The organism is Brevibacterium permense (assembly GCF_013280495.1).
GTDB lineage: Bacteria > Actinomycetota > Actinomycetes > Actinomycetales > Brevibacteriaceae > Brevibacterium > Brevibacterium permense.
Genome location: NZ_JABSSX010000002.1, coordinates 77,936 through 97,819 on the forward strand (window position 1 = coordinate 77,936; position 19,884 = coordinate 97,819).

21 protein-coding genes and 1 tRNA gene are annotated in these 19,884 nt (G+C 65.1%); 7 read left to right on the forward strand and 15 right to left on the reverse strand.

The features are described from left to right. Positions 1-5: 5 nt before the first annotated feature. A complete protein-coding gene (gene dop, locus HK353_RS03210; RefSeq protein WP_173152243.1) occupies positions 6-1,535 on the reverse strand; it encodes a depupylase/deamidase Dop in 1,530 nt (509 codons plus the stop codon). A 32-nt stretch (positions 1,536-1,567) separates the two neighbouring features. Between dop and HK353_RS03215 the strand changes: the two genes are divergently transcribed. Then, entirely contained in the window at positions 1,568-1,972 is a 405-nt protein-coding gene (locus HK353_RS03215; protein WP_173152246.1) for a DUF3054 family protein, read from the forward strand. A gap of 98 nt (positions 1,973-2,070) precedes the next feature. On the opposite strand, the gene arc is transcribed toward HK353_RS03215, so the two are convergent. The 3 genes from arc to HK353_RS03230 are packed head-to-tail and all read right to left on the reverse strand — an operon-like array spanning position 2,071 to position 5,999. Further along, positions 2,071-3,723 (reverse strand): proteasome ATPase, encoded by a 1,653-nt coding sequence (arc, locus tag HK353_RS03220; protein WP_173152260.1) that lies wholly within the window; start codon positions 3,721-3,723, stop codon positions 2,071-2,073. Further along, positions 3,720-4,793 (reverse strand): tRNA (adenine-N1)-methyltransferase, encoded by a 1,074-nt coding sequence (locus tag HK353_RS03225; RefSeq protein ID WP_173152263.1) that lies wholly within the window; start codon positions 4,791-4,793, stop codon positions 3,720-3,722. Before HK353_RS03225 ends, arc begins: the two co-directional genes overlap by 4 nt. A gap of 45 nt (positions 4,794-4,838) precedes the next feature. After that, the gene (locus HK353_RS03230; RefSeq protein ID WP_173152266.1) at positions 4,839-5,999 is read right to left on the reverse strand and encodes a site-2 protease family protein; all 1,161 of its coding nucleotides are present in this window, start codon (positions 5,997-5,999) and stop codon (positions 4,839-4,841) included. A 127-nt stretch (positions 6,000-6,126) separates the two neighbouring features. Here HK353_RS03230 and HK353_RS03235 point away from each other — a divergent pair, with 127 nt between their 5' ends. After that, positions 6,127-6,936, forward strand: a complete 810-nt coding sequence (locus HK353_RS03235; RefSeq protein ID WP_173152268.1) for a RecB family exonuclease — start codon at positions 6,127-6,129, stop codon at positions 6,934-6,936. 3 nt (positions 6,937-6,939) lie between these two features. Here the strand turns inward: HK353_RS03235 and HK353_RS03240 are convergent, their stop codons facing one another. Beyond that, positions 6,940-7,614, reverse strand: coding sequence for an HAD family hydrolase (locus tag HK353_RS03240; RefSeq protein ID WP_173152270.1), 675 nt, complete (start codon positions 7,612-7,614; stop codon positions 6,940-6,942). Positions 7,615-7,636: 22 nt separating this feature from the next. Between HK353_RS03240 and HK353_RS03245 the strand changes: the two genes are divergently transcribed. Then, positions 7,637-8,467, forward strand: coding sequence for a proteasome assembly chaperone family protein (locus HK353_RS03245; protein ID WP_173152272.1), 831 nt, complete (start codon positions 7,637-7,639; stop codon positions 8,465-8,467). Between the two features lie 56 nt (positions 8,468-8,523). Here HK353_RS03245 and mshC read toward each other — a convergent pair whose 3' ends face one another. Genes mshC through HK353_RS03260 form a run of 3 tightly spaced genes read right to left on the reverse strand, consistent with a single transcriptional unit; the run spans position 8,524 to position 11,226 of the window. Beyond that, on the reverse strand, positions 8,524-9,783 hold the full coding sequence (gene mshC / locus HK353_RS03250) for a cysteine--1-D-myo-inosityl 2-amino-2-deoxy-alpha-D-glucopyranoside ligase (RefSeq protein ID WP_173152274.1): 1,260 nt from the start codon (positions 9,781-9,783) through the stop codon (positions 8,524-8,526). 60 nt (positions 9,784-9,843) lie between these two features. Continuing rightward, positions 9,844-10,656, reverse strand: coding sequence for an SCO1664 family protein (locus HK353_RS03255; RefSeq protein ID WP_173152276.1), 813 nt, complete (start codon positions 10,654-10,656; stop codon positions 9,844-9,846). Positions 10,657-10,662: 6 nt separating this feature from the next. Further along, on the reverse strand, positions 10,663-11,226 hold the full coding sequence (locus tag HK353_RS03260; RefSeq protein ID WP_173152278.1) for a DUF3090 family protein: 564 nt from the start codon (positions 11,224-11,226) through the stop codon (positions 10,663-10,665). A gap of 57 nt (positions 11,227-11,283) precedes the next feature. Between HK353_RS03260 and HK353_RS03265 the strand changes: the two genes are divergently transcribed. Then, positions 11,284-11,544: a hypothetical protein gene (locus HK353_RS03265; protein WP_025778383.1), complete on the forward strand. Its 261-nt coding sequence runs from the start codon at positions 11,284-11,286 to the stop codon at positions 11,542-11,544. Positions 11,545-11,573: 29 nt separating this feature from the next. Here HK353_RS03265 and HK353_RS03270 read toward each other — a convergent pair whose 3' ends face one another. Next, positions 11,574-12,488 carry an aldo/keto reductase gene (locus tag HK353_RS03270; protein WP_173152281.1) on the reverse strand — a complete coding sequence of 305 codons (915 nt, stop codon included), beginning with the start codon at positions 12,486-12,488 and terminating at the stop codon, positions 11,574-11,576. 69 nt (positions 12,489-12,557) lie between these two features. Between HK353_RS03270 and HK353_RS03275 the strand changes: the two genes are divergently transcribed. Next, a complete protein-coding gene (locus tag HK353_RS03275) occupies positions 12,558-13,394 on the forward strand; it encodes an undecaprenyl-diphosphate phosphatase (RefSeq protein ID WP_173152284.1) in 837 nt (278 codons plus the stop codon). 78 nt (positions 13,395-13,472) lie between these two features. Here HK353_RS03275 and HK353_RS03280 read toward each other — a convergent pair whose 3' ends face one another. Continuing rightward, positions 13,473-14,186, reverse strand: a complete 714-nt coding sequence (locus HK353_RS03280; protein ID WP_173152287.1) for a histidine phosphatase family protein — start codon at positions 14,184-14,186, stop codon at positions 13,473-13,475. 58 nt (positions 14,187-14,244) lie between these two features. Between HK353_RS03280 and HK353_RS03285 the strand changes: the two genes are divergently transcribed. Beyond that, positions 14,245-14,427 carry a DUF5703 family protein gene (locus tag HK353_RS03285; RefSeq protein ID WP_173152290.1) on the forward strand — a complete coding sequence of 61 codons (183 nt, stop codon included), beginning with the start codon at positions 14,245-14,247 and terminating at the stop codon, positions 14,425-14,427. Positions 14,428-14,568: 141 nt separating this feature from the next. Then, on the forward strand, positions 14,569-14,793 hold the full coding sequence (locus HK353_RS03290) for a hypothetical protein (protein WP_245395758.1): 225 nt from the start codon (positions 14,569-14,571) through the stop codon (positions 14,791-14,793). Here the strand turns inward: HK353_RS03290 and HK353_RS03295 are convergent. The 5 genes from HK353_RS03295 to HK353_RS03315 form a co-directional block, all read right to left on the reverse strand. Continuing rightward, positions 14,747-16,054, reverse strand: coding sequence for a M20/M25/M40 family metallo-hydrolase (locus tag HK353_RS03295; RefSeq protein WP_173152292.1), 1,308 nt, complete (start codon positions 16,052-16,054; stop codon positions 14,747-14,749). The genes HK353_RS03290 and HK353_RS03295 overlap by 47 nt on opposite strands. A gap of 147 nt (positions 16,055-16,201) precedes the next feature. Next, positions 16,202-16,289 (reverse strand) — tRNA-Leu (locus tag HK353_RS03300). 84 nt (positions 16,290-16,373) lie between these two features. Beyond that, complete coding sequence (locus HK353_RS03305) at positions 16,374-17,210, reverse strand: MaoC family dehydratase (protein WP_245395759.1); 837 nt, start codon at positions 17,208-17,210, stop codon at positions 16,374-16,376. A gap of 11 nt (positions 17,211-17,221) precedes the next feature. Next, complete coding sequence (locus HK353_RS03310; RefSeq protein WP_173152297.1) at positions 17,222-18,574, reverse strand: 3-oxoacyl-ACP reductase; 1,353 nt, start codon at positions 18,572-18,574, stop codon at positions 17,222-17,224. Next, positions 18,571-19,860 carry an acetyl-CoA C-acetyltransferase gene (locus tag HK353_RS03315; protein WP_173152300.1) on the reverse strand — a complete coding sequence of 430 codons (1,290 nt, stop codon included), beginning with the start codon at positions 19,858-19,860 and terminating at the stop codon, positions 18,571-18,573. The genes HK353_RS03310 and HK353_RS03315 overlap by 4 nt, the downstream gene beginning before the upstream one ends. Positions 19,861-19,884: the final 24 nt, after the last annotated feature.

Below are 19,884 nucleotides of genomic sequence, written 5' to 3' on the forward strand. Positions count from 1 at the left end.
CTCCTTCAGTCGTTCTTCGAACTCAGTCTATCCACTCCGAGCGCCTTCAGCAGGCCCTCGGCGGTCTCGATTCCCTCCACCCGATCGGCAAGCAGCTCACGGGTGCCTTTGAGCGGTTCGTGCATGGGCAGCCGCACCACACCGAGGGCTCCCGCGTTGACCACGAGCGAGTCCCAGCTGGCGGCGACCAGATCCTCGCCGAGGCGGCTGACCGCCACGGAGCGCAGGAACGCGCGGGTCCCGTCGGGTGCGTTGACCACGGCGGCTTCGACCTCGGCGTCGGTGGTCATCCGACGGATGCGGCCGGCACGTTCGAGCTTGTGGAACAGCCCCTTCTCCGGGCGGACATCGTGGTACTGGACGTCGATGAGGGCAAGCTTCGGATGGTCCCAGTCGATTCCCTCACGAGACCGGTAGCTCTCGAGCAGCACCCATTTGGCGACCCAGTCGATGGAGTCGGCCAGGGTCTTCGGGTCGGTCGAGAGCCCATCGAGGAATCGGCGCCATTCGGCGAGCACCTCGGCGGTTTCGGCGTCCTCGGCATCGGCGTGCTCGAGGCACGCGGAGTAGAAGGCTTCTTGGATCTCCAGCGCCGTTGTCGTCGTGCCGTCGCTCAGCGCGAGCGGAGCGCTGAGGCTGAGGTCGTGGCTGACGTCCCACAGCGCCTGCAGGGCATCGGCGAGCTCGATCTGCGGCGCCAGTCCGGCCTCGATGAGTCCGAGGACGAGGGAGGTCGAACCGAAGCGGACGAACGTCGCAGGCTCCGCCAGAGTGGCGTCGCCGATGATCACGTGCAGCCGGCGGTATTTCGCGGGATCGGCATGTGGTTCGTCCCGGGTGTTGACGATAGGACGGCGCAGAGTGGTCTCGAGTCCCACTTCGGCTTCGAAGAAGTCGGCACGGGACGAGATCTGGAAACCCTTGCCCTCGCCATCACGGCCGATGCCGACCCGTCCGGATCCGCACAGGATCTGCCGAGTGACGAAGAACGGGACGAGGCCGGCGACGATGCCGTCGAAGTCCGTGGACCGGTCGACGAGGTAGTTCTCATGGGTGCCGTAGGAGGCTCCCTTGGAGTCCGTGTTGTTCTTGTACAGATTGACCGGTTCCGCGCTCTTCTCGAGGGTCCGCACCGATTCGAGGGCGACGAGGTCGCCGGCCCGGTCGAAGGTGACGATATCGCGTGGAGTGAGGACCTCCGGGGACGAGTATTCGGGATGAGCGTGGTCGACGTAGTAGCGGGCGCCGTTCTCCGTGACGACGTTCGCCAGGTACTGGGCTTCGAGGTCGTCCTGCGGAATATGGGTCAGCTGAGAGGAGTCGGCGTCGGCGATGTTCATGAAGAAGCCGCGGGCGTCGGCCAATGGAGACTCCGTAGCGAAGTCCCAGAAGTTCTGGGACGACTTCAGTCCGCGCGGTCCGGCATAGGCGTCGACGACACGCGCCGAGTCCCGCATCGGGTTCGCTCGCGGATTGCCCGGCTGACTGAGGCCGAACTCCGTCTCGGCTCCCATGACGCGCCTGACTCTGAGCATCTGATTCTCCTCCAAGGTCTAGACTCGGGGACGTGGCAACGAAGAAATCTCATCTCCCCATCGCACTGATCGTCGACCTCATCCTCGTGGTTCTGTTCACGATCGTCGGTCATTACACACATTCTCACAATTTCGATCCGCAGGGGCTGATGACCACAGCGTGGCCGTTCGTCGCAGCCCTCGTCATCGCCTGGCTGCTCACGGCCGTCTGGGATCGGCCGATCGCTCCGCTGGCCACGGGAACCGGTGTCTGGGCGATCACCGTCCTTCTCGGACTCGTCCTGCGCGGGGTCACCGGAGCCGGCGGCGATCCGGGGTCGGTGCCGGTGAGCTTCATGATCGTCGCGACGTCGCTCAACCTCATCACTCTGGTCGGTTGGCGTCTCATCGCCACGGCCGTCTCCGGGGGTTCGGGCCGCCGCAAGCGCAGCCGTTGAGCATCTTCCCCTTCGGCCCTGTGCACGGCCGGTAACGAGACGAGCCCGCCGCTTCCGTCAGTTGACGGAAGCGGCTCGTCGTTCTTACCGGACCCGTCTCAGACGAGGTCCGAGTTGGGCCGCACCTCGGCGACGTCGGTCTCGTACGGCACCGTCGGGGCTCCACTGGTCGTGTCGAGGTGCATCATCCGCAGATGAGTGACCCTTTCGCCCTTGCGCCCGGAGATCCGTGCCCATTCGTCGGGGTTCGTCGTGTTCGGCAGGTCTTCGTGTTCGCTGAACTCTTCGGCGATCGCATCCTCGAAGTGACCGGGGCGCAGGCCGCGCTCGCCGGTGTCGAGCAGCGATTTGATCGCCGCCTTCTTTGCACGGTCGACGATGTTGTGGATCATCGCACCGGAGGCGAAGGCTGAGAAGTGGAGGACCTCCTTCGACCCGTCGGCGTAGCTGACCTCGACGAATTCATTCTCCGGAGTCTCTGCGAACATCCGTTCCACACAGCTGTCGATGAGTGCCGAGACCGCCTCCGCGGGGGTGTCGTGGCCGGCGAGCACGCTCGAATGCAGGGGCAGCTCCGCGGTGAGGTACTTCTCGAAGATGTCTCGGGCGGCTTCGGCGTCGGGACGTTCGATGCGGATCTTCACATCGAGTCGGCCGGGGCGCAGGATCGCGGGGTCGATGAGGTCTTCACGGTTCGAGGCGCCGATGACGATGACGTTGTCGAGCTGTTCGACTCCGTCGATCTCGGTGAGCAGCTGCGGCACGATCGTCGTCTCCACGTCCGACGACTTGCCGGTGCCGCGGGTGCGGAACAGTGACTCCATCTCGTCGAAGAACACCACGACGGGGAATCCTGCCGAAGCCTTCTCACGTGCCCGGGCGAAGATCAGGCGCAGCTGACGTTCGGTCTCGCCGACGTACTTGTCGAGCAGCTCCGGACCTTTGATGTTGAGGAAGTAGGTCTTGCTCGTGCGGACCTTTCCGGTGCGATCTGCCAGGGAGTTCGCCACGGCCTTCGCGATGAGCGTCTTTCCGCAGCCGGGAGGGCCGTAGAGCAGGATGCCCTTGGGCGGTTTGAGTCCGTGTTCGGTGTAGAGCTCGGGATGTTCGAAGGGCAGTTCGACAGCATCTTTGATCTGTTCGATCTGGTCGGCCAGTCCCCCGATGTCCTGGTAGGTGATGTCGGGGACCTCTTCGAGCAGCAGCGAGGAGACCTCGGGCTTCTCGACGACCTGCAGCGCGTAATGGGTCCGGGTGTCGACGACGACGGCATCGCCGACGCGCAGTCCTGCGTCGACGAGGCCGGCGGCGAGGGTGAAGACCTGCTCGTCATCGCCGGGAGCTCCGACGAGGATGCGCTGGGAGTCGACGAACTCACGGACGTTGACGACCGACCCCACGGGAGGGAACTCGCCGGTGCCGATGATGACGAGGCCCTCGGACAGGAGCACATCGGCTCCGGCGCGCAGGGTCTCGGGTTCGATTTCGGGGGCGACGGCCACGCGCATGCGTCGTCCGCCGACGATGACATCGGCGGTCACTGCGTTCTCGCCCAGCGCGATGAGTGTGCCCCAGTTGTTCGGCGGCTCGGTCAGGCGCCGAGCCTCTTCCTTGATCCGATTCAGCTCATCACGGGCCGTGCGCAGAGTCTTCGACAGTGCTTCATTGCGTTTGCCCGCTGTGTAGAGCTGCTGGCGCAGGGACGCAGTGTCCTCGCGCAGCTTCTTCACTTCGGTCGTGGTCTCTGTCATCGATCCTCCTTCGGCCCAGTGCTGTTGCTGGTCGGGCTGCCTGTGACATCTGTGGGCTGCGCATTCTCGGAGCCTTCGGGCTCGGTGCGCAGGCGCCTGCCGGCGTCTCGCATCACCCGGCGCAGCTTCTTGCCGTGCGCGGTCCGGGTACCGATCGCCGCCTCGGTGACTTCGGGCTCCGTCCACGCCGCCACATCCTCGGCGGCCGCGGTGGCTCCCTGGGGGCGTTTCTTCTTCTCCAGCGGACTGATGCCGTCGGCCATTCGGCGGGCCAGGATGAGGAACCCGGTGTGGGCGATCATCCGGTGGTCGGGCCGGACGGCGAGTCCGTCGACGTGCCAGCCGCGGACCATGGCCTCCATGGACTCGGGTTCGGCGAACTTGCCGGAAGCGCGCAGGGCTTCGACGAAGCGTGAGAGCTGCGGAACCGTGGCGACATACGCGATGACGATTCCCCCAGGCGTCAGCGCTTCGCTGACGGCCTCGAGTGTGTTCCAGGGAGTGAGCATGTCGAGGACGACGCGGTCCACGCTGCCGGGCCCGAAGGTCTGCGGCAGAGTATCCGCAAGGTCGCCCACGGTGACGGACCAGTTCTCCGGTTCGCCGTCGAAGAAGTCGGCGATGTTTCCGGCCGCGATCGTGGCGAATTCCTCACGCAGTTCGAACGAGTGCACGGATCCCGTCGCGCCCACGGCGCGCAGCAGCGCCATCGACAGGGCTCCGGATCCGACGCCGGCTTCGACCACGGTGGCGCCGGGGAAGATATCGCCGAGGGTGACGATGAGTCCCGAATCCTTCGGGTAGACGACTGCAGCGCCGCGGGGCATGGAGAGCACGAAATCCTCGTAACGCGGGCGGAAGACCTGGAAGTCGACTCCCCCGGTGTTCGCGACGATGATTCCTTCTGTGCGCCCGATGATGTCGTCGTGGCTGATGAGCCCCTTGTTCGTGTGGAAGTGCTCACCCGGTGCGAGCACGAAGGTGTGCATCCGCCCCTTGGGGTCGGTGAGCTGGACCTTCTCTCCGCGGCTCAGAACGCGCGGGGGCCGGGAATGCAGTGGCTGAGTCATGATGAGTCCACTCTACGCTGGTGAGGATTGCCTCACACAACCGGCTCAGGCAGCGAGGAGTTCGTCGAAGAATTCCTGCAGGTCGATGACTCCGACCAGGGTGTTGCCGTCCATGACCAGGCTGAACTGCGCCTTGGGGCGGTGGGTGAGCGATTCGAGCAGGTGCGGGGCCGTGATGTCCTTCGGCACTCCGATCCACCCGGCCAGAGGGCGGGCGACCTCGCCGGCGGGAACCGCTTCGAGGGTTTCGGCGAGACGACCGGCTGCGGCGTGCCGGTCCACGAGACCGTACGGCAGCCCCTTCTGATCGAGGACGACGATGAGGGTGCGTTCCTTCGCGTTTCCCAGCGTGTTCGCATAGTCGAGGGTGTCAGCGAGGTCGGCGTCCCAGGTGGCGGCGATCGCGGGCTGGATGACCTGGGAGAGGTCGTAGGTCTCCATCTTCCGGGCCCGTTTGGCATGGGTGGCGGCATCTCCGGCGGAGAACCACAGCATGATCGCGATGAGCGACATCCAGGCCACGGTCAGCGGATCGGGTCGTTCTCCGGCCAACAGCGGGGTGATGACCGACCAGCCGATGAAGCCGACGGCGATGATCCGGCCGACCCAGCTGGCCACGATCGTGCCGAGGAACTGGGATCCGGTGATGCGCCACATGATCGCCTGCAGCGCCCAGCCGCCGTCGAGCGGAATGCCCGGCAGCAGGTTGATCGCACCGAGAGCGACATTGGCGAAGGTGACGGCGATGAGCAGCAGCCACGGCACCGAGGTGGGGCTCGCCGCACTGAGACACCACCATCCCAGCAGGGCGAGAACGATGTTGACGATGGGGCCGACGATGGAGATGACGAAGCTCGTCATCGCCGCTTTGTCGCGCGGGTTGTCCATCTGCGGTTCGAAGCGGGTGAATCCGCCCCAGATGTTCAGCTCGATCGCGGCGACCTTCTGCCCGTAGAACTGGCCGGCGACTCCGTGCGCGAGTTCGTGGAGGAACACGGAGGCAAAGAGAAGGACCGCATAGGCGAAGGCCACGAACCAGGCGCCGATGCCCAGATCCGGTCGGACCTGGTTGAGCCACGGGGTGAAGAGGATGGTGATCACGATGGCGGCGAGGAACCACGACCATGCCAGAATCACCGGAGCGCCGAGCACAGTGCCCAAGCGCAGACCCGATGACGCACCGGGGTGGTGGTTTTTCGCGGCCATTGAAGGGGTTCCTCCGGTCGATGTCGTGGTCAGCGGACCACTGAGGGTCGGTTACTCAGCCTAACAGCGACGACGCACTCACCGCTGGTCGCCACGTCGTGTCCGTGCAGGTCGTTACAGTGGAGTTATGGCCGAGCTCACCAGTCTGTCGCCCTCCCGGGCCAATGACTTCATCCAATGTCCTCTGAAGTTCCGCTTCCGCAGCATCGACAAGCTGCCGGAGCCGCCTTCTCAGGCGGCGTTCCGCGGCACTGTGGTCCATTCGGTGCTCGAGAAGCTGTTCATCGCGCCGCCGGCCGAGCGCACGGCGGAGCTCGCACAGACGATGCTGATGCCTGCGTGGGAGGAGCTCGTCGAGAAGGACCCGGATGTGCTCGAGATCTTCGAAGGCGAATCGGAGAAGGAGACGTTCTTCACATCGGCACGTCGGCTCATCGATTCCTACTTCGTACTCGAGTATCCCGAGCATCTCGAACCGGAGGAGACGGAGAAGTTCGTCCGCACCACATTGGACAACGGTCTCGAGCTGCGCGGGTTCATCGACCGCGTCGACGTCGCCCCGGGTGGGGAGCGGCGCCTCGTCGACTACAAGACGGGCAAGCAGCCGAAGCCTCAGTACGGACGAGAAGCCAAGTTCCAGATGGGCTTCTACGCTCTCGTCGTCTACCGGCTCTCGGGCGAGCTCGTCCACACCCTGCAGCTGATGTACCTGGGTTCGCGCAGCGTGCTGAAGTCTCATCCGACGATGGCGGAGGTCGAACAGACCCAGTTCGAGATCGATGCCATCTGGAAGGACATCATCGCCTCGGCCGAGTCGGACCGTTGGCGGCCGAAGAAGTCACCGCTGTGCAATTGGTGCACGTTCAAGCCGCTGTGCCCGGCGTGGGGCAACGCCGCTCCCCCGACTCCGGAGATCACGAAGATCGTGGGAGCGTAGAGCTCAGGCGCTCTGCTGCGCACGGAGGCGTCGCAGATCGGCGACGCTGCGGCCTTCGAGACTGTTCCACAGGATCCGCCCCGGACGCGGTTCGAGGTCGATGAAATGCGGGATTCCGATTGCAATGGTGCCGGCCGCCTCGGCGCTGGCCAGACCCGGCTTAGAATCCTCCAGTGCCACACAGTCGGCCGGGTCGAGGTCGAGCAGCGCAGCACCCCGCAGATAGGGCTCCGGATCCGGTTTGCCGGCGGTCACCTCATCGCCGGCGACGAGACCGGCGAAGCTGTCGGGCGGACAATTGGCGATGACCGCCTCGGCCAGCGGCCGGTACGACATCGTGACCATGACGTTCGGGATGCCTTCGGTCTTGAGTTCGGCCAGCAGCTCCAGCGCACCGGGGCGGAAGGGCACGGATTCTCGGATCTGTCCGATGACGTTGTCCATCAGGGTCTCGACGATCTCCTCGGCGGGAACGTCGAGGCCGGCCTCACGCATCATTCGAGCGGAGACGATGAGCTCGTTGCCGACGAATTCGAGCCCCTGCTCTTCGGACCAGGAAAGCCCATGGGCGTTCATGAGCTCGGTCTCGGCGCGGATCCAATACGGCTCGGTGTCGACGAGGGTTCCGTCCATGTCCCACAGGACGGCGGCAGGGTCGGCTGATGCATGGTTCGTCATACGCCCAGCGTAGTCTGGAACCATGAGTATTCTTCCATCCGGGTCCGGGGCACTCGTCTTCATCGCCTTCGAAGGTCAGGATGCCGATGCTTCCGAAGCGGCGAGCTCACTGGTCAAGGATCTCATCGAGGTCTGGCACCTGGACGACTCCGAGATCCTCGACACCGATGGGTTCTACGAATTCCGCTTCTCCGAACCCGAGATCATCCGCGACGAGGACGGGACGGCGTCGATCGCCTGGCCGGGTGTCGCGGTCCATCGGGGTCTCCTCGGCGAGCAGCCGATCACGGTCATCCACGGTCACGAACCGGGGCTGAAATGGCGGGAGTTCCTCTCCCTCGTCCTCGCTCACGTCGGCGACGACGATACCGTCATCCTCCTCGGCGGTCTCCATGCCGAAGTTCCGCATACGCGTCCGCTGCCGGTGGTGGCCAATACGGAGGACGCAGAGCTTGCGTCCGAGCTCGGCATCGACGCCAACGGCTATGAGGGTCCCATCGGCATTCTCGGTCTCCTCGGCGTCGCCTGCCGGTGGCGCGGGGTCCGCGCCATGAACCTGTGGGTGGGAGTGCCGGACTATCTGGCCGAGTCGCCGTCGCCGAAAGCCGAACTCGCGTTGGCGAAGGCGGTAGAACGCTATGCCGGCATCGAAATCGATATCCACGTGCTCGAAGAGGAGAGCCGGGCATGGGAGCTCGGCGCCGATGAACTCGTCTCCTTCAACCCGCGGCTGGCAGAACTCGTCCAAGCACTGGAGAAGCAGAACGATTCGACGGAGCTTCCCGAAGCCAGCGGAGATGCCATCGCGGCCGAGTTCGAACGCTATCTGCGCAAACGCGGCCGCGATAAGTGAATCACCGACTCCCGGCGCTCAGGCGGTGAACGCCGGTCGACATCGGACGAGCGATGTCAGTCGAGCAGGCGGATGCCGAGGAGGGCGTCGACGGCGTCGGCGACTCGGTCGCCGGTGATGGCTGCTGTCTCCGAAGGATCGGAGTCCGCATAGTGTTCGGCCCATTCGTCGAGGATCCCCAGAGCCCGCGGGCTGTCGAGGTCATCGGTGAGTGCTTCGCGCAGCAGCCCGATGATGTGCTCACGCAGACCCTGGCGACATTCTGATTCGCATTTGGCCGCGTGCTTCCATGCCTGCAGGCGTGCTTCGGCGATGGACAGCTGCTCCTCGGTGAAGCTCCAGTCGCTGCGGTAGTGGTTGGACAGGATCACGGTGCGGATGGCCATGGGATCGACTCCGCGCTCGCGCAGCTTCGAGACGAGGACGAGGTTGCCCTTGGACTTGCTCATCTTCTCGCCGTCGAGACCCACCATTCCGGTGTGCATATAGGTCTTCGCCATCGGTGTGTCCCGCCAGGCAGCAGCATGGGCGGCGCTCATCTCATGGTGCGGGAAGATGAGGTCGCTGCCGCCTCCCTGCACGTCGACGGGGAAGCCGAGATACCGATCGGCGATGACAGTGCATTCGACGTGCCATCCCGGTCGACCCCGGCCCAGTGTGCCTCCGTCCCAGGAGGGTTCGCCTTCGCGTTCGGCCCGCCACAGCAGCGGATCGATGGGGTTCTTCTTGCCCGGAGTCTCGGGGTCACCGCCGCGTTCGGCCGAGAGCGCTGCCATGGTCTCGGCGTCGTCATGGCTGACCGTGCCGAACGGCGGGGTGATCTGCGTCGACACACGGTAGTAGACGTCACCGCTGTCGAGAGTGTAGGCGGCCCCCTTGTCCACGAGATCGCGGACGCCGGCGGCGATATCGTCGACGGATTCGACGACGCCGATGAAGTTCGCCGGCGGGATCACCCGCAGGGCTTCCATATCCTCTCGGAACAGATCGATCTGCGACGAGGCGAGTTCGCGCCAGTCGACTCCCGTGGCATCGGCCCTCTCCAGCAGCGGATCGTCGACGTCAGTGGTGTTCTGTGCGTACTCGACTTCGAGTCCCGCATCGCGCCAGATCCGGTTGAGCAGGTCGAAGGCCACATAGGTGGATGCGTGCCCGAGGTGGGTCGCATCGTAGGGGGTGATGCCGCAGACGTAGAGTCGAGCGGTCTGCTTAGATCCGCGCAGCCTGCGCGGGCTGCGTGTGCTCGTATCAAAAACCGTAGGCACCTTGCCGGTGCTGGTCAGACGGGGCAATTGAGGTTCGGGCCATGACTTCACGGCACCCAGCCTAACCGAGAGGCAGGCGTTCGGCACTTCCGAGGCGAAGTGATGCCGGTTTCATATCGGCGGCCAGGGAATGACGGTGCGATCGTCCGGTGCGTCGGGGAAGAACTCGGCGGCGAGAAGCCGGTCGCCCCGGTCCTTCAGAGCCTCGATCTCGTCGGCTGACAGGCAGTCGCTCAGCTGCGTCCGCAGCCTCTCGTCCATGGCGGCGACTTCCTGAAGCGCATCGATCTCTTCGGCGCAGAACGAGGTGTGAGAGAAACCCCACAGAACGGTGCGCAGCTTCTCCTCATTGTGGAAGGTCAGTCCGTTGTCGATGCCGAAGACGCCGATGTGGGCCGCGGCCGTGGTAGGCAGACAGCTGCCGGTGATGACATGACCTGCTTTGCGGTCGGCGTTGTTCGCCAGGAGATCGAAGAAGGCGATGGAACGCAGTCCCTCGTCGACGGAATGGGAGAGTACGAGGTCACGTCCGTCCTCTGTGCGCAGAGCGAAGATCGGTGTGTGATCGACAGGGATCGCGTTGACCGTCGACAGCGTCACCGCTTCGTCATCGTCGGAGGCTTCGACATAGGCCTGCAGGGATCCGCGGCCGGCGGGCAGATCATCGCGCAGAACCGTCGGCGGAACGACCCCCAGGTCGAGTGCGGCGGAGAGTCGATACGCCGCCACCTCGCGCAGAGCCAGTGTCTGTGCCGGGAAGTCGTGCAGGGGCCGTTCGCCCGAGATGGGCTTGTAGACGGCCTTGATCGCCCGGCCTTCGTGTTCGAGCACGAGCAGTCGGGTGTCGTTGCTGGCACGAGGGATCGATCCCATCTCCGTCCACTCCCCCGCAGCCAGCGCGTCGAGGAGAATCCCGTGGTCCATCATTGATCAGGCGCGCGGGATCCCGTTGGCACGGGGGCACAGGTGGCCGTCGGGTTCGAGCGGGAGGGAGCAGAACGGGCAGTCTCCGCGTCCGGCGCTGACGACCTGTTCTCCGCGGCGGGCGAATTCTCGGGCGGCGGCTGCGTCGAGGACGATGCGCAGGACTTCGCGTTCGACCTCGTCGTCATCGGGGTCGGCGGAGGTTCCGGCCTGGGCGTCCGCCTCGGTGAGTTCGAAGCATTCGATGACGAGTTCGTGCTTGACGGTGTCCCACCCCAGGCTCATCGTGCCGACGCGGAACTCCGGTTCGATGGGGACGTTGAGCCCGGCGTTGTCGATGAGAACGTCGAGCGCCGTCTGCGGCACCCGCGCGGCCGGATCCTTGATCATCACCATGTCGAGCAGTTCGGTGATCCGGTCGGAGAGGATTTCGACCTGCTCCTTCTCGACGACCACGGTCGTCAGCGCGTTGCCGGACTTCGCCTGGAGGAGGAACGTCCTCTCGCCGGGAAGTCCGATTGTGCCGACGACGAAACGATCGGGTGTGGGGTGGTCGTACAGAGCTGCCATGTCTTCAGCCTAGTTCAAAGACTTACATGTCGGTCCGGCCTGGGATACATTTGAGTCATGAGCACTGATCCTCGTGAGGCCCTGGACGCATTCCTCGAAGCAGTGAGAGAGCACTACGCTGCATCCGCGCACCGCAACGGTGACCAAGACCCCCGAGTCGAAGCCGCTTATATGGCTTTGGCCGATGCCTTCGAAATCTACGAAGACGCGATCTACACCGCGTTCGACGAAGTCACCCCATTCGAACTCTTCGATGATGTCGAGGATGCCAAGGACGATGACGAGTTCCTCCTCGACGATGACGACGAGGACGACTGAGAGATTCGCAGAGGGTCGGGCCTGCAGTTCTAGTCCGACGGACCCCAGGAGATCTGGTCGAGCACCTCGGCGATCTCATCGGCCAAGTCGACCTCGCTGCCGGTGACCTCGGCCAGCTGCGCCGGGGTGCGAGGCGAGACCAAGGTGCTTGCGATACCGTGCTGGCGGTTGAAGGCCAAGGCGATGTCCAATGTCGATACGCCCAGAGCGGTCGCGGCACGACGGACGCCGGCGAGCACCCGGTTCGACCGCTCATCGAGATAGGCACCGGCGTAATCGCTCAGCTCCCCCGCCAGGCGCGAATCCTGCGGAGTCGCATTCCGGTATTTGTCGGTGAGCACACCTCTACCCAGCCCGGCTCCGGCGATGAGGGAGACGCCCGCATAGTCGGCGGCCGGGACAAGCTCTGCCTCGGCCTCGCGGTTGAGCAGCGAGTATTCGGCGACGGCACAGGCAACCGGAATCCCGGCACCGCGCATCTCCGCCAGCTGCCAACCGGTGTGGTGGGACACGCCCACGTAGCGGATCTTTCCAAGCGTCAGCAGTGTCTCGACCGCCGAGGCTGTCTCGGCACGGTCGACCTCGGCATCGAAGACGTCGAGGACGAGCACGTCGAGGTGGTCGCGACCGACTGTGCGCAGCAGGGAATCGACTTGGCTGAGGATTCTCGAGCGCCCGAGTCCGGTCTCGATGTGGCCGGGTTCACTGATGGACACGCCCACCCGGGCCAGCAGCAGAATCTCTTCGGGAAGTCTCAGCCGTCCGAGCACCTCGGCGGAGATCGTAGCCGAGCTGGGCAGCTCGATGAGGTTGCCACCTGCGTCTTTGTACCCATCGACGAGGCGCTGGGCGACCTGGTCATCGACCCGATGCCCCCACTCGAAGGTCCCGAGACCCACATCGCTGACGACCAGACCGGTAGTGCCGAGGCGTTGGTGCTTCATGCTTCTTGAGGTTACCCGATGCTGCGACTACCGTGGTTTCGTTCCCACCTCATATTCTCAAGGAGTCGTATGTACGACTGGCTGGTCGCTGCCGTGCTCGGAATCGTGCAGGCACTCACCGAGTTCCTCCCGATCTCCTCCTCTGCGCATGTGCGCATCGTCGGCGAACTCATGCTGCCCGGTTCGGATCCGGGCGCGTTCTTCACCGCCATCATCCAGATCGGCACCGAGGCGGCCGTCGTCGTCTACTTCTGGCGCGACATCATCACGATCATCTCGAAATGGTGCAAGGCACTCGTCGGCAAGCACGATCGCAAGGACCCCGAGGTGCGTCTGGGCTGGCTCATCATCGTGGGTTCGATTCCCATCGTCATCATCGGCCTGCTCTTTCAGGATTACATCGAGGGTGCTCTGCGCAGCCTGTGGATCACCGCGACGATGCTCATCGTCTTCGGTCTCATCATCGGCATCGCCGACTGGGCCGGGAAACGCGAACGCACCCTCGAGGACATGAACTGGGGTCAGGGCATCCTGTTCGGCTTCGCACAGGCGCTCGCCGTCATTCCCGGCGTGTCACGCTCGGGCGGCACGATCATGGCCGGCCGTTTCATGGGCTTCGATCGCCCGGCAGCGGCTCGCTACTCGTTCCTGCTCGCCATTCCCGCCGTCGTCGGCTCCGGCCTCTACGGTGTGGCGCAGACGCTCGGTCGCAGTGAAGCCATGGTTCTCGGCTGGGGACCGACGATCCTCGCCACGGTGATTTCGTTCGCTCTCGGCCTCGTCGTCATCCACTGGTTCCTCAAGTACGTGGAGACGAAGTCCTTCGCCATCTTCGTCTGGTACCGCGTGGCCCTGGGCATCGTCCTCTACATCCTGCTCGGCACCGGAGTCCTCGCAGCAGTCTGAGCCCGCGCATTTCATTTCGGGCTGACATCCGACCCTCCAGCATCATCTGATCCCGGCATTCGCTCCTGAGTGCCGGGATCAGCGCATTCCGCCGCCGCCGACGGCGGCCGATTGGGCGAGTCCGGCAGCGGTCACCGACATCGCCGCGAGCACCGGCCTGTCACCGGAGAAGTCGATGACCGTGAACGACCCGGGAGCGACGCTCAGCCGTTGGAAGTCATCCAGCGGCATCCCCAGGGCGTCGGCGATGATCGCCTTGATGATGTCTCCGTGGGAGACGATCATCGCCCACCGAGGCGGCGTCGATTTCTCGGTACCGTCCGTGGGTTCTGCATCGGCCCGGGATTCGGCATCGGCACGTTCGTCCTCACGCAGCTGGGCCACGAGATCACGGACGCGGGCTGTGGAACGTTCGGCCGCCTCGGTGATGGATTCCCCTCCGGGGAACCTGGCCTGCGACGCCGACTTCACTACGGTCGCCCACAGGGGCTCCTCGCCCAGTTCCTTGAGTGGCCGGCCAGTCCATTCGCCGTAGTCGAGCTCGATGACGGCCTCGTCGACGTCGATGCGATCGAAGTCAGCTGCCTCAGCTGCGATCGATGCGGTCTGTGCGCAGCGCTGCAGGGGCGAATGCAGCAGCTGGGTGAAGTGTCGGTGCGGCAGCAGTTCGAGATTGGCCCGCAGCGCCCGGATTCCCTCATCGGTGAGGGACACGCCGGGGGCGCGTCCGGCCAGGATTCCGGAGACGTTGGCGCTGGAGAGGCCGTGCCGCAGCAGAATGATGACGGGCATACCCTCAAGATTAGCCCAGATCGTCTAGGGTGAGGCTATGAAACGTCAGCGTCCACGTATGACATACGAATTCCGCAAGGTCTCGTTCTCTCGCGATGTGCCGCGGTCGGTCAGCCTGCAGGAACTCAACGACCAGGCGGAATACGGCCAATGGGAGCTCGCCCGCACCCGCATCTCCGCCGGCGGAGTCCGCACCGTGTGGCTGCGCCGGAAGATCATGCCGTTGACGATGAGCAGCTGATGGTGTGAGGTCGCCTTCCCTCGTTCCTGTTCTCACTGCCGGCCTCGTCACGATCACTGCGGGAGCGGCCATGTCGCTCCAGGGACGAGCGAACGGTCTGTCTTCATCGCCCTGACGACGGTCACCGTAGCCAGGCTGGGCGTGCTGCTGCTCAGCCTGTTCGCGCTCTTCGGCAACCTCGCCGGGGCATTGGCCCTCGATGTGCTGCTGCCGATCCCCGGCTCCGATGTCACGCTGACCACGGTGCTCAGCGCCATCGGAGTGCTCATCGGTATCGTCGTGACGATTCTGCCGGTGCCGGTCGGGCCTTCAGCAGCGGTCAGGCCTTCATCAGGAAGTCGCCGAGGACCCGCGTCCCGAACTTGAGCGCCGAGATCGGCACCCTCTCGTCGACGCCGTGGAACATCGCCGGGAAGTCGAGGTCGCCGGTGAGCTGGAGCGGAGCGAAGCCGTAGCCGGTGATGCCGAGCTCGGCCATCGACTTGTTGTCCGTGCCTCCGGAAAGCGTGTAGGGCAGGACGTTCGCGCTCGGGTCGTCGGCGAGCAGGCTCTTCTGCATCTGCGCGACCAACGGAGTGTCGAACGGTGACTCGAGCGCCTCGCCTTCATCCTCGGCGGTGATGTCGATCCCCTCCCCCGCGAGTTCCTTGATCTTGAGCATGACGTCCTCATGCTGTCCCGGCAGAGTGCGGCAGTCGACGTAGGCTGTTGCGCTGCCGGGAATGACGTTGTGTTTGTATCCGGCTTCGAGGAATGACGGGTTGGAGGTGTTCTGCAGCGTCGGTGCCACGAACTTCTCGACCGAACCCAGTTCGGCGAGCAGCTGCGGGATCGTCTCTGCCGTGAACTCGATTCCCGTGAGCTCCGAGACGCCTTCGAGCAGTTTCCGTGTGGCCAGAGGGATCTCCTGCGGCCACGGGTGGTTGCCGATCCGGGTGATCGCGGCGGCGAGCCGCGTGACGGGATTGTCGTCGTTGCGCTGAGATCCGTGCCCGGCGGTGCCGTGGGCGACGAGGTTGAGCCAGGCCAATCCCTTCTCGGCGGTCTGGATGAGGTAGACACGCTGCCCGCGGACGTCGACGGAGTAGCCGCCGACTTCGGAGATCGCCTCGGTGGCCCCGGAGAACAGCTCGGGACGGTTGCGCACCATATGGCGGGCACCGTAGTTTCCTCCGGCCTCCTCGTCGGCGAAGAACGCGATCACGAGGTCCCGACGCGGAGTGAGTCCCTGGCGGAGCATGGCGCGGACGGACGCGACGATCATCGCGTCCATGTCCTTCATGTCCACCGCTCCGCGGCCCCACAGCAGACCGTCCTTGACGACTCCTCCGAAGGGGTCGACGCTCCAGTCCTCCGCGGCCGCCGGAACGACGTCGGTGTGGCCGTGGACGACGAGGGCCGGCGCCTCGGGATCGGAGCCCTTCACACGGGCCACGAGGTTGGCCCGGCCCGGTGAGGATTCGACGATCTCGGACTTCAGGTCCACCTCGGCAAGCCAGGACGCGATGAGTTCGGCGGCCGGCAGCTCCGGGTTGGCTTTGTTCCCGCCCCAGTTCTGGGTGTCGATGCGGATGAGCTGACGGCACAGTTCGGTGACTTCGTCCTCTGCGGCGCTGAAATCAAACACGGAGACTCCCCTCGATGGTGGTTCGATCACGCGGCGGTGCTGTGATCGGCCTGACAGTCACCACCGTATCCCACCCGCGAGCCTGTCTCCGACTGCCGAATACGAAAACGGCCTCCGGATCGCAATCCGGAGGCCATCCCCTCGTTGTGCGCGAAGGGGGACTTGAACCCCCACGCCCGATAAGTTGGGCACTAGCACCTCAAGCTAGCGCGTCTACCAATTCCGCCACTCGCGCTGGCAACAGAGATAACTCTACATGCGCGAAACGGTGTCGCAAAATCGAAATCGGCTTTTGTGACGCACTGCACTTATCAGACCATCAGTCGAGGTGTGCCACCCGCGAGAGGACGTGCGGTTTGCCGTTCTTCAGGTCGAAGACGGCCGACTGCGCAGCCTCGTGACGACGCCCTTCGGTCAGCGCATAGCCGACCGTGCCGGGCAGCAGGATCGGCTTCGCGAAGGACACATCCCAGCGGTAGGACTCGAGCCGCGGATCCATCGCCGAGAACGCCCGGGAGGCGCTGTACATCCCATGGGCGATCTGCCGCGGAAATCCGAATCCCTTCGCGGCCAGACCGTTGAGGTGAATCGGGTTGTAGTCACCGGAGACCTTCGCATAGCGCTGACCGATGATCGGATCCAGACGCCACAGGGCACTGGGCTGCGGCGCCGTGAACTCGAGGTGCGGCACCTGTGCCTTCGGCTTGGCTCCGGAGAGCTTCCGCCCCTTGGCCAGGTACGTTGAAACCTCGACCATCACGGGACGACCGTCGACCTTCGCCTCGAGCCGAACCTCGATCGTGGTGCCCTTCGTGTGCTCGAAGGGACCGGCGAGCTCGAGGTGGAAGTCCACGACCTCGCCGAGGCGGGCCTGCGAATGCATATCGACGCGATTGTGGATGTGGACCATCCCCATCATCGGCAGCGGCACTTCGGGGTCGGCCAGCAGCTGCATGCTCAGCGGGAAGCCGAGGATGTGCAGGTAGCCGGGGTGGACGATATCGTCCAGACCGTGGCCGACGACGTGGGCGAATCCCGCATAGGCGACCGGTTCGAGCGGAATGCTGCGATCGATCGCATGATCCGGCAGCTCCGGACCGGTGCGCGGGCCCACCGGCAGGGTCTTGAGCAGTGCACGGGCATAGATGGGAAGCATCGAATCCGCCATCATGCACCCACCATGTTCTGACCGCACACGCGCAGCGTCTGTCCGTTGATGCCGCGGGCACCGCTGGATGCGAGGAAGCCGATGGCTTCGGCCACATCGACCGGCTGCCCGCCCTGCTGCAGGCTCGAGAGCCGGCGCGCGACCTGGCGTGTGAGGGTCGGCATCTTCGCGGTCATATCCGTTTCGATGAAGCCGGGTGCCACCGCATTGATCGCTCCCCCGCGGGCGGCGAAGTCCTCCGCCGAGGCGGCCGTGAGTCCGATGACTCCGGCCTTCGAGGTCGCATAGTTCGTCTGTCCGCGATTGCCCGCGATTCCCGAGGTCGAGGCCAGGGAGACGACCTGGGCGCCGTCGGCGAAGAGTCCCTTCTCCGACAGGCGCGCATTGATCATCGTCTGCGCGGCGATGTTGACGGCGATGACAGAATCCCATCTGGCCGCGTCCATGTTCGCCAGCATCTTGTCGCGGGTGATGCCGGCGTTGTGGACGAGGATGTCCACGGGTGCTCCGAGCGCCTCGGTGATCTTGTCCGGGGCATCGGCTGCGGTGATGTCGAGCTGCAGCGACTTGCCGCCGATCCGGTTCATCACCTGCGCCAGCGCCTGACCGGCCTGCGGCATGTCGACGCCGACGACGTAGGCGCCGTCGCGGGCGAGATTCTCGGCGATCGCGGCTCCGATTCCGCGTGCGGCACCGGTGACCACGGCGGTGCGTCCGGCCAGCGGGCCGGCGGCACCGGTGGACATGAATTCGTCTAGGCTCAGCCGCTGACCGGCGTCCGAAGACACCGTGAGGAACTGGCCGGAGACATAGGCGGATTTGCCGGAGAGCAGGAACCACAGGGCCGCTGCCACCGAGGGTGCGGTGAGGTCGACTCCGTCGAGCAGGATCCCGTTGGCGGTGGCGCCGGCGCGCATCTCATGGGCGACCGACCTGGTGAAGCCGGTGATGCCCTGGGCGGTGGCGGCCTGCTCCGGCGTCTGGCTCTGCGCATCCGGTGCCGTCGAGATGGTGATCACTCGACCACAGGCGGCCAGTGAACGCAGGGCGGCGCCGATCTCGAGGACGACCGGTGACAGGTCGGCTGGGGACTGCGCGTCGTCGAGGACGGCGATGACGGCCCGCAGCTTCTCCCCGGTTTGGGCGTTGCGGCGGACCTCGAGTCCGTTCTCCAGCAGCTGATCGGCCAGCCCCTGGGCTCCCGAACCGGTGCCGAGGACGAGGACCGGCTTGTTCTCATAGGACGCCGGGGTGGAGCCGAAGCGGTTGAGTTCCACCGGCTGCGGCAGGCCGAGGGTTTTGGCCACCTGCTTCAGCGGTCCGTTGACGAGGGAGAGATAGGTGTCTTTCATGCTGCCTCCACAATCGCAGTGAGTCCCTGTCCGCCTGCGGCGCAGATCGAGACCAGGGAGCGCTTCTTGCCGGTGGTCTTCAGGTGCTTGGCGGTGGTGGCGATGATACGTCCGCCGGTGGCGGCGAAGGGGTGACCTGCGGCCAGGCTCGAGCCCAGCGGGTTGAGCTTGTCGCGGTCGATGGTGCCCAGTGCCGCATCCAGTCCGGCCTTGTCCTTGCAGAACTCTTCGGATTCCCAGGCGGCCAGGTGCGAGAGCACAGTGGAGGCGAATGCTTCGTGGATCTCGAAGACATCGAAGTCGTCGAAGGTCAGCCCGTTGCGGGCCAGCAGCCGCGGAACTGCGTAGGCGGGGGCCATGAGCAGACCTTCGTCGCCGTCGACGAAATCGACGGCGGCTGCTTCGGCATCGACGAGGCGCGCCAACGGGGTGAAGCCGTGTTCGGCGGCCCAGTCCTCACTGCCCAGCAGCACCGAGGAGGCGCCGTCGGTCAGCGGAGTCGAGTTGCCGGCGGTCATGGTCGCCTCGGCGGCGAGCTTCCTGCCGAAGACGGGGTTGAGCTTCGCCAGGGATTCCACGGTCGAGTCGGCACGCATGTTCGTATCGCGGCTGACCCCGAGGTACGGGGTGGTGAGGTCATCGAAGAAGCCGGATTCCCATGCCGCGGCGAGGTTTTTGTGGGAGGCCACGGCCAGTTCGTCCTGGGCCTGTCGGCTGATGCCCCAGGCGGCGGTGGTGATCGCCTGGTGCTCGCCCATGCTCAAGCCCGTGCGCGGTTCGCCCGTGCTCGGAGCCTGCGGTGCGAGGTAGGCGGGGCGGATCTGGGAGGCGATCTTCGCCTTCTGCACCATCGTCTTCGCACGGGTGAGCTCGAGGAGGATCTCGCGCATCGAATCGTTGATGACGATCGGAGCGTCGGACGTCGAATCCACGCCCGAGGCGATTCCGGATTCGATCTGCCCGGCGTTGATCTTGTTGTTGAGGCTGACCACGGCTTCGAGGCCGGTGGCGCAGGCCTGACCAAGATCGAAGGCGGGGGTCGTCGGTGCCAGGGCGGAGCCGAGCACGGCTTCCCGGGTGAGGTTGAAGTCCTTCGAATGCTTGAGGACTGCACCTCCGGCGACCTCGCCGATGTTCTCTCCAGCCAGTCCGAAGCGGGCAACGAGCCCGTCGATGGCCGAGGTGAGCATATCGAGGTTCGTGGCCTTCGCGTACTGCTTGTTCGAGCGGGCGAAGGGAATTCGGTTGCCGCCGAGGATGACGGCGCGGTTGTTGGGAGCGGACATGTGCACCTCCGAGTGGTTGATTTA

Coding starts and splice junctions, on each gene's coding strand:
- dop (WP_173152243.1), bottom strand. CDS start 1,535: ATGCTCAGAGTCAGGCGCGTCATGGGAGCCGAGACGGAGTTCGGCCTC.
- arc (WP_173152260.1), bottom strand. CDS start 3,723: ATGACAGAGACCACGACCGAAGTGAAGAAGCTGCGCGAGGACACTGCG.
- HK353_RS03225 (WP_173152263.1), bottom strand. CDS start 4,793: ATGACTCAGCCACTGCATTCCCGGCCCCCGCGCGTTCTGAGCCGCGGA.
- HK353_RS03230 (WP_173152266.1), bottom strand. CDS start 5,999: ATGGCCGCGAAAAACCACCACCCCGGTGCGTCATCGGGTCTGCGCTTG.
- HK353_RS03235 (WP_173152268.1), top strand. CDS start 6,127: ATGGCCGAGCTCACCAGTCTGTCGCCCTCCCGGGCCAATGACTTCATC.
- HK353_RS03240 (WP_173152270.1), bottom strand. CDS start 7,614: ATGACGAACCATGCATCAGCCGACCCTGCCGCCGTCCTGTGGGACATG.
- HK353_RS03245 (WP_173152272.1), top strand. CDS start 7,637: ATGAGTATTCTTCCATCCGGGTCCGGGGCACTCGTCTTCATCGCCTTC.
- HK353_RS03255 (WP_173152276.1), bottom strand. CDS start 10,656: ATGGACCACGGGATTCTCCTCGACGCGCTGGCTGCGGGGGAGTGGACG.
- HK353_RS03260 (WP_173152278.1), bottom strand. CDS start 11,226: ATGGCAGCTCTGTACGACCACCCCACACCCGATCGTTTCGTCGTCGGC.
- HK353_RS03265 (WP_025778383.1), top strand. CDS start 11,284: ATGAGCACTGATCCTCGTGAGGCCCTGGACGCATTCCTCGAAGCAGTG.
- HK353_RS03270 (WP_173152281.1), bottom strand. CDS start 12,488: ATGAAGCACCAACGCCTCGGCACTACCGGTCTGGTCGTCAGCGATGTG.
- HK353_RS03275 (WP_173152284.1), top strand. CDS start 12,558: ATGTACGACTGGCTGGTCGCTGCCGTGCTCGGAATCGTGCAGGCACTC.
- HK353_RS03280 (WP_173152287.1), bottom strand. CDS start 14,186: ATGCCCGTCATCATTCTGCTGCGGCACGGCCTCTCCAGCGCCAACGTC.
- HK353_RS03285 (WP_173152290.1), top strand. CDS start 14,245: ATGACATACGAATTCCGCAAGGTCTCGTTCTCTCGCGATGTGCCGCGG.
- HK353_RS03305 (WP_245395759.1), bottom strand. CDS start 17,210: ATGCTTCCCATCTATGCCCGTGCACTGCTCAAGACCCTGCCGGTGGGC.
- HK353_RS03310 (WP_173152297.1), bottom strand. CDS start 18,574: ATGAAAGACACCTATCTCTCCCTCGTCAACGGACCGCTGAAGCAGGTG.
- HK353_RS03315 (WP_173152300.1), bottom strand. CDS start 19,860: ATGTCCGCTCCCAACAACCGCGCCGTCATCCTCGGCGGCAACCGAATT.